General features: G+C 68.4%; 14 protein-coding genes. 3 read left to right on the top strand and 11 right to left on the bottom strand.

What is annotated here, in order from left to right; genetic code table 11:
- The first annotated feature begins 90 nt into the window (after positions 1-90).
- Entirely contained in the window at positions 91-1,461 is a 1,371-nt protein-coding gene (locus ACQHI0_RS09930) for an FAD-dependent oxidoreductase (RefSeq protein ID WP_427907637.1), read from the top strand.
- Between the two features lie 15 nt (positions 1,462-1,476).
- On the opposite strand, the gene ACQHI0_RS09935 is transcribed toward ACQHI0_RS09930, so the two are convergent.
- From ACQHI0_RS09935 to ACQHI0_RS09955, 5 genes are read right to left on the bottom strand one after another with little or no spacing between them, the layout of a single operon-like run.
- The gene (locus ACQHI0_RS09935; RefSeq protein WP_427907638.1) at positions 1,477-2,844 is read right to left on the bottom strand and encodes a hypothetical protein; all 1,368 of its coding nucleotides are present in this window, start codon (positions 2,842-2,844) and stop codon (positions 1,477-1,479) included.
- A 9-nt stretch (positions 2,845-2,853) separates the two neighbouring features.
- A complete protein-coding gene (locus tag ACQHI0_RS09940) occupies positions 2,854-3,690 on the bottom strand; it encodes an ABC transporter permease (RefSeq protein ID WP_427907639.1) in 837 nt (278 codons plus the stop codon).
- Between the two features lie 20 nt (positions 3,691-3,710).
- Complete coding sequence (locus tag ACQHI0_RS09945; protein WP_427907640.1) at positions 3,711-4,658, bottom strand: ATP-binding cassette domain-containing protein; 948 nt, start codon at positions 4,656-4,658, stop codon at positions 3,711-3,713.
- On the bottom strand, positions 4,655-5,980 hold the full coding sequence (locus ACQHI0_RS09950) for a glycosyltransferase (protein ID WP_427907641.1): 1,326 nt from the start codon (positions 5,978-5,980) through the stop codon (positions 4,655-4,657). Before ACQHI0_RS09950 ends, ACQHI0_RS09945 begins: the two co-directional genes overlap by 4 nt.
- 4 nt (positions 5,981-5,984) lie before the next feature.
- Positions 5,985-7,472, bottom strand: coding sequence for a condensation domain-containing protein (locus ACQHI0_RS09955; protein WP_427907642.1), 1,488 nt, complete (start codon positions 7,470-7,472; stop codon positions 5,985-5,987).
- A gap of 825 nt (positions 7,473-8,297) precedes the next feature.
- Here ACQHI0_RS09955 and ACQHI0_RS09960 point away from each other — a divergent pair.
- Positions 8,298-8,699: a YybH family protein gene (locus ACQHI0_RS09960; protein WP_427907643.1), complete on the top strand. Its 402-nt coding sequence runs from the start codon at positions 8,298-8,300 to the stop codon at positions 8,697-8,699.
- Here ACQHI0_RS09960 and ACQHI0_RS09965 read toward each other — a convergent pair whose 3' ends face one another.
- The gene (locus ACQHI0_RS09965; protein WP_427907644.1) at positions 8,700-9,041 is read right to left on the bottom strand and encodes a hypothetical protein; all 342 of its coding nucleotides are present in this window, start codon (positions 9,039-9,041) and stop codon (positions 8,700-8,702) included. It abuts the gene before it with no gap.
- Positions 9,042-9,226: 185 nt separating this feature from the next.
- Between ACQHI0_RS09965 and ACQHI0_RS09970 the strand changes: the two genes are divergently transcribed.
- Positions 9,227-9,934: a hypothetical protein gene (locus ACQHI0_RS09970; protein WP_427907645.1), complete on the top strand. Its 708-nt coding sequence runs from the start codon at positions 9,227-9,229 to the stop codon at positions 9,932-9,934.
- 72 nt (positions 9,935-10,006) lie between these two features.
- Here ACQHI0_RS09970 and ACQHI0_RS09975 read toward each other — a convergent pair whose 3' ends face one another.
- Genes ACQHI0_RS09975 through ACQHI0_RS09995 form a run of 5 tightly spaced genes read right to left on the bottom strand, consistent with a single transcriptional unit; the run spans position 10,007 to position 15,011 of the window.
- Positions 10,007-10,174 carry a hypothetical protein gene (locus ACQHI0_RS09975; protein WP_427909399.1) on the bottom strand — a complete coding sequence of 56 codons (168 nt, stop codon included), beginning with the start codon at positions 10,172-10,174 and terminating at the stop codon, positions 10,007-10,009.
- Between the two features lie 51 nt (positions 10,175-10,225).
- A complete protein-coding gene (locus tag ACQHI0_RS09980) occupies positions 10,226-11,398 on the bottom strand; it encodes a peptide synthetase (protein ID WP_427907646.1) in 1,173 nt (390 codons plus the stop codon).
- Positions 11,399-11,416: 18 nt separating this feature from the next.
- Positions 11,417-12,460, bottom strand: a complete 1,044-nt coding sequence (locus ACQHI0_RS09985; protein ID WP_427907647.1) for an NAD-dependent epimerase/dehydratase family protein — start codon at positions 12,458-12,460, stop codon at positions 11,417-11,419.
- Positions 12,457-14,115: a fatty acid CoA ligase family protein gene (locus ACQHI0_RS09990; RefSeq protein ID WP_427907648.1), complete on the bottom strand. Its 1,659-nt coding sequence runs from the start codon at positions 14,113-14,115 to the stop codon at positions 12,457-12,459. The genes ACQHI0_RS09985 and ACQHI0_RS09990 overlap by 4 nt, the downstream gene beginning before the upstream one ends.
- Positions 14,112-15,011, bottom strand: coding sequence for a hypothetical protein (locus ACQHI0_RS09995; RefSeq protein ID WP_427907649.1), 900 nt, complete (start codon positions 15,009-15,011; stop codon positions 14,112-14,114). The genes ACQHI0_RS09990 and ACQHI0_RS09995 overlap by 4 nt, the downstream gene beginning before the upstream one ends.
- Positions 15,012-15,019 lie beyond the last annotated feature (8 nt).

A 15,019-nucleotide genomic window follows, 5' to 3' on the forward strand; every position in this document is an offset into this window, starting at 1 on the left:
GCTGCCTACAGTGCGGCGAATCGTAACGACTGGTGACGGCGTGCGGGCGGCGGCGCTCGTGGGCGAGGTCTGTCTCGTACGGTGGTGGGTATGGGCGAACGGATGGTCGTTGTCGGGGCGGATGCGACCGGGATGGCTGCGGCGTCGCAGGCGCGGCGGTTGCGGGGGATTGGTGAGCTCGAAATCGTGGTGTTCGAGAAGGGGGCGCATTCCTCGTATTCGGCGTGTGGGATTCCGTACTGGGTCGCGGGGGATGTGGCCTGTGCCGATGATCTGATCGCGCGGTCGGTTACCGAGCATCGTGCGCGTGACATCGATCTGCGGATGCGGACTGAAGTGACCGAGATCGATCCGGTGGGACGGCGCGTGCTTTCGCGCGATCTCGATACCGGTACGCAGGGGTGGACGGGCTACGACCAGCTCGTGTTGGCCACCGGGGCGACGCCGGTGCGCCCGCCGCTGCCCGGTATCGACGCCGAGGGGATCTATGGGGTGCAGACACTCGACGACGGGCAGGCGCTCATCGACGGGTTGGCGGCGGTGACCGGGCGGGACGCTGTCGTGGTGGGTGCGGGGTATATCGGTGTCGAGATGGCTGAGGCGTTGGTGCGTCGGGGGTTCGAGGTCACGATGATCACTCGGGGCGCCGAACCCATGTCGACACTGGATCCCGATATGGGTGCGCTGGTGCGAAAAGCCATGGTGGGGATGGGAATACGGGTCGTTCGTGGTACCGAGGTGACCGGCATGCGGACGTCGGCGCAGGGCAGAGTCCGTGCGGTGACGACCGCCGACACGGAGTACCCGGCCGATGTGGTGGTGCTGGGGATCGGCGTGCAGCCGGCTACCGAGTTGGCCCGCCGCGCCGGCCTTCCGCTGGGGGAAAGCGGTGGTCTGCTCACCGATCTGGCTCAGCGCGTGCACGGGTATGAAGACATCTGGGCCGGTGGTGACTGCGTGGAAGTGCTGGATCTGGTGTCGGGCGCGCGTCGCCACATTCCGCTCGGCACCCACGCCAACAAGCACGGGCAAGTGATCGGATCGGGCATCGGCGGTGGCTACGCCACTTTTCCCGGCGTGGTCGGCACAGCGATGAGCAAGGTCTGTGATCTCGAGGTGGCGCGAACCGGGCTGGGGGAGAAAGACGCTCAGCGTGCCGGACTGCAGTTCCATACCGTCACGATCGAATCCACCGGTCGCGCCGGGTATTTCCCCGGCGCGGAACCCATGACGGTGAAGATGCTCGCCGAACGTCGCACCGGGCGGCTGCTCGGTGTGCAGATCGTCGGACATCAAGGTGCGGCTAAACGGATCGACATCGCCGCCGTGGCACTCACCGCGCGGATGACGGTGGAACAGGTCACGGCCCTCGATCTCGGCTACGCACCGCCGTTTTCGCCGGTGTGGGACCCCGTCCTCGTCGCTGCACGGGCGGCCGTACGCGCGGTCGCGCACGGTTGATCGACCACGACGGGGTTACCAGAAGCTGGGTGTCAGGCCCCACGACTCGAACTCCGCCGACAACAATTCACGCAGTTCGGTGCGGGTGGGGAAACGGTCGGGGTCGGCGCCGGTGACGGCCAAGGTGACCGTGTGGCCGTCGGTGGAGAAGGACAGATTCACGCCGACCTCCACTCGGCGGAACATGGTGGTGTCGTTGGCGCAGACCACCGGGCGCATGAGCACCGCGGAGGCCCGGTGACCTCCGAAATCGGCTACGCCACTGGCGGTTTCGCCGAGATTGGTGCACAGGCACTCCGGGGCTTTGGCGGTGCGGGCGAAATGGCGCAGGACGAAGCGGGGCAGGATCATCTGCAACGGTTGCAGGTGTTGCAGGGCGGGTGTGGTGGCAGGGTCGCGGTAGGCGGTGGCGGCGCGCTTCACGGCGGAGCGGATGGCGGCGAGGTCTACGCGTTCGCCGGTGCGGTAGGTGACCGAGATCGGTAGGCCGGTGGTGGCGTTGGCGCGGGGGTCGTCGGCGGTGCGCATCGAGTGGGGGATGTCGACGCGGATGTCGGCGGTGTCGCCGACGCGTCCGCTGCGGCCGAGCAGGCCCGCACCCACGGCGATCAGCAGGCCGTTCGTGGTGCCGGAATGCCGGGCGGCGGCGGTGTTCCACTCGGCGAGATCGAGCTGGACCACCAGGTCAGCCGGTGACCACTGCGCCACGAAGGCAAGCTCGGGATCCACGGGACGCGGGTTGCGGTCCGGCTCGGTGACGCCGCGGGTGGCGAGTGCGGCCCGGATCCCTTTCGCTACCGCGCGTAGCTGTCGACCCGCATCGATGATGTTCGCGACCGACGGGTTCCGTGGATGCGTTCCGACCAGCAGGCCCGAACCCGTGGCGATGTCCGGACTCTCGTCGAGCCGGGCGAGCGCGTCGCCGACGGCGAACAGCACCGCGCCGCCATCGGAAGCCACATGCGAGGTCACCAGCGATACCAGCGTCCCGCCCGCCGCGGTCGGCGCCGCGGACAGCCGCCACACCTGACCGGTCTCGGGATCGAAGTCGGCGCGGCTCTGCGCGAAGTACCAGTCGAGAATCTCGTCGTCGGCGACCGGCCGTGAATGCCATTCCAGCGGAAGCGATTCCGTCGCGGGTAGCCAGTAGGGGCGGGCGAACGGTACCCGGGTGGGTTGCACCCGCCGGGCCAGGAAGCCCTGGGCCAGCTGCGCGTGGAGGCGGACGAGCACCTCGGGGTCGAGGGACTCGTCGAATCGCCAGGCGAGTTGATTGACCAGCGCGTTGCCATAGAGATTGTGCAGCTTCAGGAACAGATCGTCGTCGGCGGTGAGCCGGTTGACGGCGGGTGCGGCGACGATGGCCGGAGCGGTGAGCGTCATCAGAACTCCTCAGCGAGCACGCAGGGTGCGGACGGTCAGGGGCGCGAAGACGGCGGCGATCACGAGTGAAGCCACCACCGACCAGAGAGCGTCGGCGCCGACGACGCCGTCCTCGGCGAGCCCGCGCACCGCGGACACGAGGTAGGACACCGGGTTGTAGTCGGAGACGTAGCGGAGCCAGGTCGGCATCGCCGACTCGGGTACCAGCGCGTTCGACGCGAAACTCAGGAAGGTGAGAACCAGCATCGACATACCTTGCACCGCAGCGGGTCTCGACACGGTGACGCCGATGAAGGCGAACAGCCAGCTGATCGCGGTGGTCGCAAGCACGACCAGTACCGCTCCGGCGACGAACCCGACCGGATGATCCGGCCGATACCCCATCGCGAACCCCACGATCACCACCGTGGTCGCAGCGATCACGTATCGCGTGGCCCCGGCCAGCAGCGCTCCCGCGACCGGCGCCGACCGGGCGATCGGCATAGCGACGAACCGATCGAACACCCCGGACCGGATGTCCTCCGACAGCTGGACACCGGTCGCGACCGAGGAGGTGAGCACGATCTGCACCAGCACGCCCGGGATGAGAATCGGCAGATACGCCGCTGTGCTGCCCGCGATGGCCGTGCCGAAGATACTGCCGAACAGCAGCGGCCCGACGATGGGCAACAGGAGCGCGTCGTAGAGCAGTTGTGGGCTGTGCCGGAAGGTGAGCAGACCCCGCCACGCCATCATCAGCGACTGGAACAGCGAGGCGCGCAGGCTCACGTGGGTGAGGCGAGGGTGGCGGTCGATCGTCGCGGGAGCGGGGTGCTCGACGGCGATCTCGGCATGGGTGACGGTCATGATGGCCTCGGTCTTTCGGATCAGGCGGCGACGCGGTCGGTGCCGGTCAGAGCGAGGAATACGGCGTTGAGATCGGGACGGTCGACGGCGAAACCGCGCAGCCCGATGCCCGCGGCGCGGCATGCGGCGACGATGTCGGCGGCGGTGCCTGTATCGGTCAGCGCGACGGTCAGCGTGCCCGCCGACGACCCCTCGGGGACCTCGCCGGTGAGTTCGGCGACGATGGACTCGGCGCGGGCGGACTGGGCGGCATCGACCAGGTCCAGGCGCAACACCTGGTCGCCGATGGAGGCCTTCAGTTCGGCGGCGGTACCCTCGGCGACGATGGTCCCGCGGTCGATCACGGCGATCCGATCTGCGAGAGCGTCGGCTTCCTCGAGGTACTGCGTGGTGAGCAGTACGGTCGCACCACGAGCGACGAGCCTGCGGATGATGCCCCACATCTTGTCGCGGGTGTGCGGGTCGAGCCCCGTGGTCGGCTCATCGAGGAAGATCAGTGGCGGATCGGTGATCAGCGTTGCCGCCAGGTCGAGCCGCCGTCGCATGCCACCCGAGAACTGGTTCACCGGACGATCGGTGACCTTCGACAGTTCGAAGTCTTCCAGGAGTTTGGCGCTGCGGTGCGCGGCGGCACGGCGGGAGAGGCCGAGGAGCCGACCGAACAGGCGCAAATTCTCACCGGCGGTGAGGGTTTCGTCGACGGAGGCGTACTGACCGGTGAGGCCGATCATCGAGCGCACGGCGGTCGCGTCGCGCGCGATGTCGTAGCCGAAGATCTCGGCGGTGCCGCGATCGGGACGGACCAGGGTCGCGAGCATGCGGACGGTGGTGGTTTTGCCTGCGCCGTTGGGACCGAGCAGCGCGAAGACGGTGCCCGCCGCGATGGTGAGATCGACGCCGCCGACAGCGGTGAAATCGCCGTAGGACTTGCCGAGACCTGTTGTGCGGATAGCGATATCGGTATTCACGACTGCCTCCCGGCGGAATGGAGATCTGCGGTGGCCGGTGTGCCGGCCAGTGCTTCGATGGCATCGGCGGCCCGCTCGACACCGTCGGTGGCGACAGTGGTGGCGTAGCTCGCCGCGCGCAGGACAACCTCGGGACGTGAGACCCGATCGAGTAGTGCGTCGAGGCGTTCGCCGGTGAGCTGCTTCGCGGGAATCGTGACCGCGAGGCCGAGTCGCTGCAGCGCCTGGCCCCAGTAGGGCTGGTCGGCCTGGACCGAGCAGATCACCTGCGCGACACCGGCTCTCAACGCGGCGGCCGTCGTGCCCGCACCGCCGTGGTGCACAGCCGCGACACAGCGAGGCAGCACCCGGGCATGGTCGACCTGGCCGACAATCGCGACGGCGTCCTCGAATCCCGCGGCGACCGTCGACCAGCCCGACGCGAGCAGCAGCCGACGACCTCGCCGGGCGCACACCTGGCGCAACATCGCGACGAAGGCGGCCGGATCCCCGACATCCATGGAACCGAATCCGACATAGATCGGTGCGGTGCCCGAATCGAGCCACGACTCGAGAGCCGTCGTTTGATCACCGGCCGACGGGAGGGTCGGGTCCGCGGAACTCTGTGCAGCGGTGAGGAATCCGTCCACATCGATCAGGAATCCCGTGAACGGCCCGGGCAACTGCCGCCGCACACCGGGGAACAGTGCCGGGTCATAGGCCTGGATTCGGGTAGTCGCCGGATCCGGCCCGGTACCGGCGGGCGCAACCGACGACGCGGTCGCCGCGCGACCGGACTGCGGCCTGGTCGGCAGAACGGGGGCCAACGCGGCCGCACGTGCTCGGGCCAGCGCCGACCAACCCCCTCGGTGCACGAACCCGGGCAGTCGGGACGCCCACCGTGCCGGCACGACCGGGACCGCGCTGTTCGGCTGGATCGGGAAGAAGTGCACCGCCGCGAACGGCAGTCCGAGCGCCCGCGCCACCGACTCGGCGGCTTCCTCGCCCGCCATCCCCGCGACCACCACATCGTGTCCGGGTGCGAGCGCGCGCAGGTCCTCGAGCTGCTCGGGCACTCCACGGCGTTGCAGCTCGAACAGCGCACGCAGCCGGGCGCGCGGATCACGGCCGGCGAATCGGTGGTCGGTGCGCTGCGCCGCGAGCAGGCCTGCGGTGTCGCGGCCGAACGGCACCGCGCGAATCCCGTGGTCATGGGCGAAGGCGACGAGGTTCGGCGCGAGCGCCACTGTCACGTCGTGACCGCGCTCGCGCAGCGCACGAGCCAGCAGGATGCCGGGCTGGGCGTCTCCCCGGCTGCCGGTGAAGGCCAACAGTGGGCGCATCCGCTCACCCCGCCTGCGCGGCGACACGCAGCGTGTTCGTTCGCAGTGTCCGTGCGTCGGCGGGCATCGCCGTTTCCGCCGCGACGGACGGGCGCGGCTCGCCTCGCCCGTCGGCAGCCGGACCCGCGTGCACCGCGGCGGTGATCGACGACAGCGCCTGGCCGAAAGCGGTCAGGAACTCGTCCATCACTTCGGCGGGGAATCCCGCCGGGTACCGGGTCGACACATAGAGCCCGTCGGCCGCCCGCACGACCCACAGGAATACCTCGTCGGGCGAGTACGACTCCGCGCGCAAGGTCCGTCCGCGCAGGTCGGCGACCAATTCATAGCCGGGCAGCACCCGGATATCGAGGAAGGAGATGCCGAAGCGCGGTGTCTCGGTGACGGCGAGCAGGTAGAGGACACGCGACCACGAAGCGTCGTTGGCGGCCCGCGACCGGCGCAGCGCGGCCCGCGCCTGATCCATGGCGCCGGCGATGCCGACACCGGGAGGCAGGGCGATATCGACCGGAACCACATTGACGAACCAGCCCATCGACTCCATCCAGCGCAGGTCGGGACGGGTCGCGATCGGCATCGCGGTGCGCATCCGGTCCGCGCCGAACCGCTGCTGATTGGCCACGGCCAGCGCGGCGAACACGGCCACCGACATCCGGTGCCGCACCTGGTCGAGGGCTGCCTCGACGCCCTCGAGTTCGGCGAGATCGAGCAGCCGCCGCGACACACTCGGCTGCGGCAGGTCCGCACGAGCGGGCCGCTGTGCATGCGGTGCGAACCGGGGCATCGCACCGTCGGCGAGGAACGCGCGCCACGTCGCGACCGCGGGGGAATCCGAATCCAGCTCGGCCGCGCTCGCTCGTTCCAGCACGGCGAAGTCGGCCGCGCTGCCGAAAGTGACTGATTCGCGGGCCTTCTCACCCACCATGACCTCGCGGTAGAGGGTGCGCAGTTCGAGGATCAGAATGGCCTGGGAATAGGCGTCGAGCACGGAGTGATCGGCGGCGACGAGCACCGTGAAATCACCGGTGTCCGCATGCTCGACCGTGGCCGCGAGGCAGTGCGGCCACACCAGCGGCGACAACCGCTCTTCGAGTGTGCCGCTGAGGAATTCGTTGATCCGGGTGCCCTCGGTGAGGCCGGCGATGGGCTGTTCGGCGACATCGACGGCGGCCGGCGCGGCGACGAGCCTGCGTGGTTCGCCCGCCGGGTCGGTGGTCACCGTGGTGCGCAGGCCCTCGTGCCTGGCATGCCAGCGCCGCAGCGTCTCCCGCCAGGTGGCGCCGTCGAGCGGGGCATCCATCTCGAAGACGGTGCCGATCCAGCGGCCGCGACCGGGCAGCGGATCGGCGGGATCGACGCTCGCGCAATAGCCGGCGTGGACGCTGGTCAGCGGGCGATCGTCGGGCTGCCATGCGTCGGCGGCGAGCTCGGGCGTCCACATCGACAAAGCGCCGTGGCGGATTTCGAATTCGGAAAGGTGGGTGTATTCCATGACCGGTTCACCTCGTGACGAATGCATGCCGAAGCGGTGGAAGGGGGTGGAAGGAGAACACCGCACTGTGTCACCTGATGCGTTGAACTTCGGCGGCAATGCATTTCCGGGAAGCCTCGGCGAGATTGATCGTATATGTGATTCTGCTGAGAGCACGGTGGTGACGGGCATCACGGTTTCGTTGAACAAAACTCTGCCGCCTGCGGATTTGCTCGAAATTGGATCGGGTTCGCTTGTCCTGCATCGGCGTTCGCCGGGGCGCAATCGGGTACGTGATTGTCCGCCGATATTTTGTTCATTCCGGCTGGAACGATATTTGTATGCACCATCACATCGCCGGTGGGCGGCCGTCCGAGTGCGTTTCCCTCGTGTTCATCTGGCGCAATTCATATAAGCCATTCGCAATATGGCGACCGGTGAGTCCGGGGCATTCGTCGCCGAGGACCAGGACGAGCCCCGTCATCTGTCCGTTATCACAACGTTGCGCACTCGATGCCGGTTGCTATGGTGAACGCGCGAAGTGTTCGTTCGGATGTGAAGGAAGACAATGGGAAGCACTGCCCTCGACATCATGGCGTTGGTCCTCAACCGCGTCACCGAGTTCTGGAACTGGATGGCGACCGGATCGTCGGGATTCCCGCCGCTGTGATCGGCTGACATCACGTTGTATCCGTGAAACCCCTGAAGGCCGTTGGCTTTCGGGGGTTTCGCCGTTCAATGGGTCTCGGGGTGACGCCGCACGAGTAGTGCACTCGTGCGCGTACCCGATTTGTGTCGTACCCCGGCGTTACCGTTGCTGCACAACCCGAGTCGAGGAGGGTGGCGATGACCGAGAATGTGCGAGAACGTGCGCAGCGCCCGGAGGATCTGAGCCGGTTGGTGGTCGAGCGGCTGAACGCCGGAGACGTGGACGGGCTCGTCGAGTTGTACGAGTCCGACGCGGTGCTGGCGCTGCCGGACGGTGTCGTCGCGACGGGGATCGACGAGATACGGGCGGCGTATGCGCGTCTGGTCGCGGATCGACCGTTGTTCCAGCCCGGGCATCAGGCGCCTGTCCTGCGTGCGGGCGATCTGGCGCTCACCTCGTCGCGCCTGCCAGGGGGCACCGGTGCATCCGTCGAGGTGGCGCGCAGGCAGCCCGACGGAACCTGGCGTTGGATCCTCGATCAACCGAACGCGCCCTGGGTGGTCAGCGAACCGGCAGCCGGGTCGACCGTGCCCCGATGATCAGTTCGGGTTCAGGCCGGACGCGAGAACGACGACGACCTTGTCATCGGTCACTTCGCTGACCCGCACGTCCATCCCGTTGCTCGCCTGAGACTGACCGACCGGCACCGTGATCTGCTGGCCGCCGATGCTCAGGGTGACCATGTCACCGTTCACGGCGACAAGTTCCGCCTCGATCCCGAGGACCGAGGCCTTGGCGCTCACCCCGCGGTCGAAGGTGACGGTGCAGCCGCTGACGCTGCATTCGGAGGTGGTGCCGGGTCCGGTCATGGTGCACGCGGAAACGGCAAGGGGAAGCAGGAGGGCGAACGCGGAAAGCGTGATCAGCCGTCGAACAGGCATGGCGTCAGTGTAGTGCGTCGAACACACAACGGAACGGTCTCGCCAGGTTGCCCGCCGATCTCACCGGGAATACCGTCGCTGTGAGGTAGCTGGCATCGCAAGCATCGATGCCGATCGTGTCGGGTGGACGGCCGGCCTGCCGGGTTTCACCCGATGGGTCGGCCGAGATCGGGAGGTGGCGCACCATGATCGCGAGCGAAATGACCGTTACCAGCCGTTGGTGGTGGCGCCCTGGGTGGACGCCGGGTCGTTCGTTCTACGACTGGCAGGTGGTGCCGACGCAGCCGGTGGCCGACAAGCTGGTCGAGATCTTCGCGCCGACGCTGTCGAGCCTGCCGGGATTCGAGCAGGTGGACGCCGCGCGACTGCGGATCGGGGTGCAGGGCATCGGGTTCGTCGACGGGGTGAAGGGCGTGCATCTGGCGGCGTTGGTCGCCGGGGCGCGCAGGCTGCTGGCCGGGCACGCACCGTTCCAGATCACATTCGGGCCCCCGGTGGTCGCCCACGATTCGGTGCGGCTGCCGATCGCGTTGCCGGAGGAATTGCTGCGGGTGCGCGAGGATTTGACCAGCGCGCTGAGCGAGGTGTGGATTCGCGAGCGGATTCCGGAGTTCGGTGAGCCGTTGCAGCCGTATCTCGCGCTGGCGCATGCCACTGCGCCGATGCCGGTGCGCGAGATCAGCGACGCGCTCGAACAGGACGGGTTCACCGATTTCAGCATCGACGACACGGTGTCGGCGGTGTCACTGGTCGAATTGCAGTGTGAGAACGAGCGATACGACTGGGACGAGGTGAGCGCCGCCGATCTGCTACGCGTCCCCGACCCGATCGTGGAACGCCACATCTTCGACGACCTACCTGCTTCCCGGCCGCCGCTGCCACTCAGCAGCTGAGCGGCGGCGGGCCGGGGGCCCACCGCGACCATGCGCGGACGCGAGATCGCGCACCAGGTATGAGCGAAAGGGCTACTCTGGATCGGTCGCTCGGTCGTCGGCCGGGCGCGGTGTCGTGGTACCGGTCAGGCGGACAACGCCCGCGTCGAGGTCCAGATCGAGGTGCGGTTGGCCGTTGGAGTCGCCGCTGCCCTCGTTCTGCAGCTTCTTACCGGGAAACAGTTCACCCATAATGCCCACAGCTCCACCATAGTCGCGGGTGTCGCCGAGTCGCTTGTGCCCAGCTCGGGCCTACTCGGGAAGCTCGAGTATGGCGACGATGCGGTCCAGGAGTGCTTCGAGCCGGGGTTCGATGCCGACACCGTTGCGGGCCGAGACGGTCAGCTCGGTGTGGCCGTCGAATTCGGTCAGGCCGAACAGCAGCGGCATGGCGACGCTGTGCTGGGGGAGCACGAACAGTCCGGTCGGCCGGAAGCCGGGGACGGCGAGCTCCTCGGCGGTGAAGCGGCCCATGTGCGACACCGTGGCGGAGGCCAGGTTGCGGCCGAAACGGGCGCCGAGCCAGTTCGTAGTGCGCAGTACACCGCGATTGACCGGGTCGGGCACCAGTGCGACCCGGGTGTTCGCCAGCTGATTCAGTTCGCGACGTTCGCGCAGGCCCGCCTTGATCTGGTCCTTGATCGCGGTCCAGTCGCGGCCGGGTTCGATATCGAGGAACAGAGGGAGCGCGAGGTTGGCGGTGGAACGCAACGTGGGGTCGTGGCGGCGCAGGTCGACGGGCATCATGATGCGCGAGGTGCCCGGGGTTTCGTCGGCCAGCAGGGCGCAGACCCTGGCCAGCGCGCCGGGAACGACGGCCTCGACGCGGCGGTGACGGAGCAGATGAGGCGCGAGATCGCGGCGCCCGCGGCCCCGGCCGATCGCGGTGCGGTAGCGCGGAATCAGCGGGGTCGGCCTGCCGGGAGCGCCGAGTTTCGCGACGAGTTCCTGGTCGGCGATCGGGTCCGGTTGAGGAACGGGATCCTCGCCACGCAATGCCCGCAGCACATTCGTCGCCCACGCCACCATGCCGATGCCGTCCATCACGCCGTGGAAGACGCGGAAGATCAGCGTTGCCTGCGTGCCGGTGAGCAGTAGCACCTCGACGGTGGTGTCGGGCGTCGGCCCGATCGGGCTGGTGAGGACCGGATCGGCCTCGAGGGCGGGGTAGCGCAGCCGGTGGTCCACCACGCGCACGACCGGGGGGATTTCGCTGTCGACCCACTCGGCGCCGTGCCGTCGCAGACGCGCACCGGGGGTGGCCGCCGCCGCGGTGATTACCGCTGTGCGCAATGCCTCCGGGTCGATGTTGCCCTCACCGGGAACCACGAGTTGCATCAGGAAGGGTGGGGCGAGATCGCGCATCGGGAAGTACATCCGCTCGGTGGTCGTAACCGGGCGACGAAAGACCTTGCTGCCGTTCATGATTGCCTCCTGGGCGACCTATCGAAGAGTTTCGGCGAGCACTTCGATGCCGCCCTGCTGGTCGAGCCACGCCAGGAACCCGGCAAGGCCGGTGTCGCGGTCCACGACGGGCGTGTAACCGAGATCGCGGCGGGCCGCGCCGGTGTCGTAGGTGGCGGTGCGTGTCATCAATGCGACGGCATAGCGCGACAGCGGAGGCGACCAGCGATTCGCCACCGCGGGTATCCGCCATACGGTTTCGATCGTCGCGACCACGGCGGCGAGTACCCGTGGGTTCGGTCGGCGCGTAGGCGGGTGATACCCCAGGCGCGTCGCGACCTCACCGAGAAAGCCCCAGACGTCGGTCTTCTCGGCATCGGCGATGAAGTAGGCCTTGCCGCCGACCGTGTTCGAGCGCACCGCCAGCAGACAGGCGTGCACGATATTGTCCACGTGACACAGCGAGGCCTCGACGGTCCGGCCGTAGGACAGGTCGGGCAGTGTGCCCGCGGCCGTGCGGTCGAGCAGCCGAACGATCGGCCCCGATCGATCCCCCGCGCCCCAGATCGCCCGCGGACGCAGCGCCACCGTCGTGAATTCCGGTGTGTCGGCGGCGAGTACGGCGCGCTCGGCCGCGGCTTTGGTTTCGGAGTAGTGATTGAGGTAGCGGCTCGGATACGGCAGCGCCTCGTTCACGTCGACCTGATCGCCACCGTCTCGCTCCATCAGGGCACTCGGACTCGAGATGAAGACGAACCGGCTCGCGCCACCGCGTCGCGCCGCATCCAGCAGCAGCTCCGTGGCGCGCACGTTCTCGGTCCAGAAGCGGTCCCTGGTACCGCGTTCGTCGACCCGTGCGGCGCTGTGGATCACCGCGTCCATCCCGCTGGTGGCCCGGCTCAGTGATGCCGCGTCGGCGAGATCGCCGTACACGATCGTGACGTGTTCCACGGCGGGACCGAGATCGTCGAGCACGCTGGTGCGCCGCACCAGGATCGAGACATCGTGGCCGCCGTCGGCGATCAGCGCCCGCACGATGGCGCCGCCGAGGAATCCGGACGCGCCGGTGACCAGGATCTTCATCGTCGCGAGTCCAGTCTCTTCGTGGCCCAGCGGGCGAGTTGTTCACGGCCGATCTTGGCGTTGTGCCGGATATCGACAGGGAAGCGCGGGTGCACGAGGAATTCGGTGATCGGCACCAGTGTGCCGAATTCGGCGGCGCGCGTGCGCAATCGGGTGAGTGCGGCCACCGCGTCCGCGCCGGGCTCGAGCTCCACGCACAGGACCGGTCGCTGGGCACCGGGGGCGCCGACGCCGACCAGCGCCGTGCGCGAGACACCGGTCACCGCAGTGAAGACCTGCTCGATCTGCACGGTGAACATCGGGCCACGCGCGGTCGTGATCCGCTGGCTCTTGCGCCCGCAGAACCAGATTCGACCCTGCTCGTCGAGCCATCCCAGATCGCCGGTGCGATGCCAGATCCGCGCGCCGTCGGTGATCTTGCCCGCGGTGTTGGCCTGCGCGGGCCAGTAATAACGCGTACTCACGTTCGGGCCCGCGACCACGATCTCGCCGACCTCGCGCGCGCCGAGCTCTTCGGTGTCGTCCCAGGTGGTGACCGGGTCATCGGTGACGGCGAGCAGCCGGACGAGCACCCGATCGGTGGGCCGACCGATGCAGGTGCCCTCGCCGTTCTCGGCGCGCTCGACCAGACCGGCGAGCAATTCCCGCGATTCGATCGTCGACATGGGCAGCGCCTCGGTCGAACCGTATCCGGCGTAGATCTCGACATCGGGTCGCAAGACGTCGCGCAACCCGGCCACGCACCAGTGCGGAACAGGTGCGCCACCGGAGAAGATGCTGGCCAGCGAGTTCAGGTCGACCGGATGTGCGCGCAATCGGTTCAGCAGGGGAATGAGGACCGCGGGCGAGGCGAACATCGTGCGTACGCCGAATCGCTGGATCGCGTCGACCACGTGTGCCGGGTCGGTCGAGCCGACCTCGCTCGGAATCAGCGGCGGCAGCACACACCGTGACCCGAGGAGCAGGTCGAGCACGCCGACCAGCGGCAGTGTCACCAGAGAAGTGTCCGGTGGCGTGTGCCCGCGGGCAGCGTGCACCTGCTCCACCATGGCGGCGAGATTGCCGTGGGTCAGTTCGACGGCTTTGGCGGGACCGGTACTGCCGGTGGTGAAGCCGATGATCAGCAACTCGTCCGAATCCGCGGGCGCACGCTCGGGCAGTGCGTCGACCGGGGCGCGGCCCCAGGAATCCAGCGTCGGTCCACCCCAGAACCAGCGCCGCCCCACGGTGAGAGTGGTGCGCACCCGCCGGAAACTGCGCGGGAACAGGACCCGCAGGGCATGCGCCTGCGGGATTCCGATGAATGCCTGCGCCTCGACGGCGCGCAGGCAGTGCACCATGCGGCGCACGCCCATGCCCGGATCGATGACGACCGGAACCGCGCCGATCTTCAACAGCGCGAACAGGATCGCGTACAGCTCCGGGCTCGGCAGCACGAGCACGATGGTGCGGGTACCGCTGCCGACCCCGGAATCGGTGAGGTGCTCAGCGATGGCGTCGGACCATCGATCGAGGTCGCGGTAGGTGATCGCCCGGTAGTCGGGCAGCCCGTCGGCGGTCGTGCCGTCGGGATAGATGACCGCCTCGCGGTCGGGCTCCGCGTGGGCGAGCGTCCGGAATCGGTCGATGGTCTCCCAGTAGGTCGCCGTCGTCACGCGGTGGTCTCCACGGGGAGCCGGTACAGCGTCGCGGCGGCGGACGGGCCCGCACCGGCCGCTACGAACAGCACGTGGGTGTAGCCGGTGAGCGTGCCCTCGGCGGTCGCGCGGGCGTAGGCCAGCGGTAGCGCGGCGGTGTGGGGGTCGCCGTCGGACAGGTCGGGCACCCGCACCGCGTTCTGGTCGATGCCAAGCGCGTCGGCGAGCCGCTTGGGGAAATCCGGGCTCGGGGTGGACGCGATCAACGCGACGAAGGCGCCGTCGAAATCGGTGAGCGCGGACTGGGCGGCTTCGGTTGCCACCGTGAGGATTCGGTCCTCGAAGTCGGGTTCGCGTTCGACCGTCATCAGCGTTCGCCCGACGGTGCCCATGGTGGCCGTGTCGACGTAGGCCTGGCCCGCGGGTGTCCCGGGTGCGGTCGCGGTGTGCACCGGCCCGAACCCTTCCGGGCCGTCGACCTGTTCGAGCAGCAGGGCGGCACCCGAAGTGGCGTAGGGGAATTCGGCGTCGGCACGCGACCGGGCCATCGACGGGTGGGTGTCGCCCGCGACGATCAGGACGTGCTCGGTACTACCCGTCGCCAGGATAGAACCCGCGACCTGGACGGCATTGACGACGCCGACCGCGCCGTTCATCAGATCGAAGGAGAAAGTCCGCGGATCTGCCCTGGTGTAGTCGAGTCCGATGCCCGCCGCCTTCTGGATCAGCGCGGCCACCGCCGGTTCGACAGTGTTGGAGTCGCGGAAGACGCCGGTATTGATCAGTACGCCGACCTGGTCGGGACGGACACCGGCCTGCTCGAGGCACCGGCGGGCAGCGCGCCCACTGTGCTCGACGACGCTGTGGGTATCGGTCGACCTACTCGTGCCCGTGGCTCGGATGCGAAATCCCATGAGAAACC

The organism is Nocardia sp. FBN12 (assembly GCF_050320175.1).
GTDB lineage: Bacteria > Actinomycetota > Actinomycetes > Mycobacteriales > Mycobacteriaceae > Nocardia.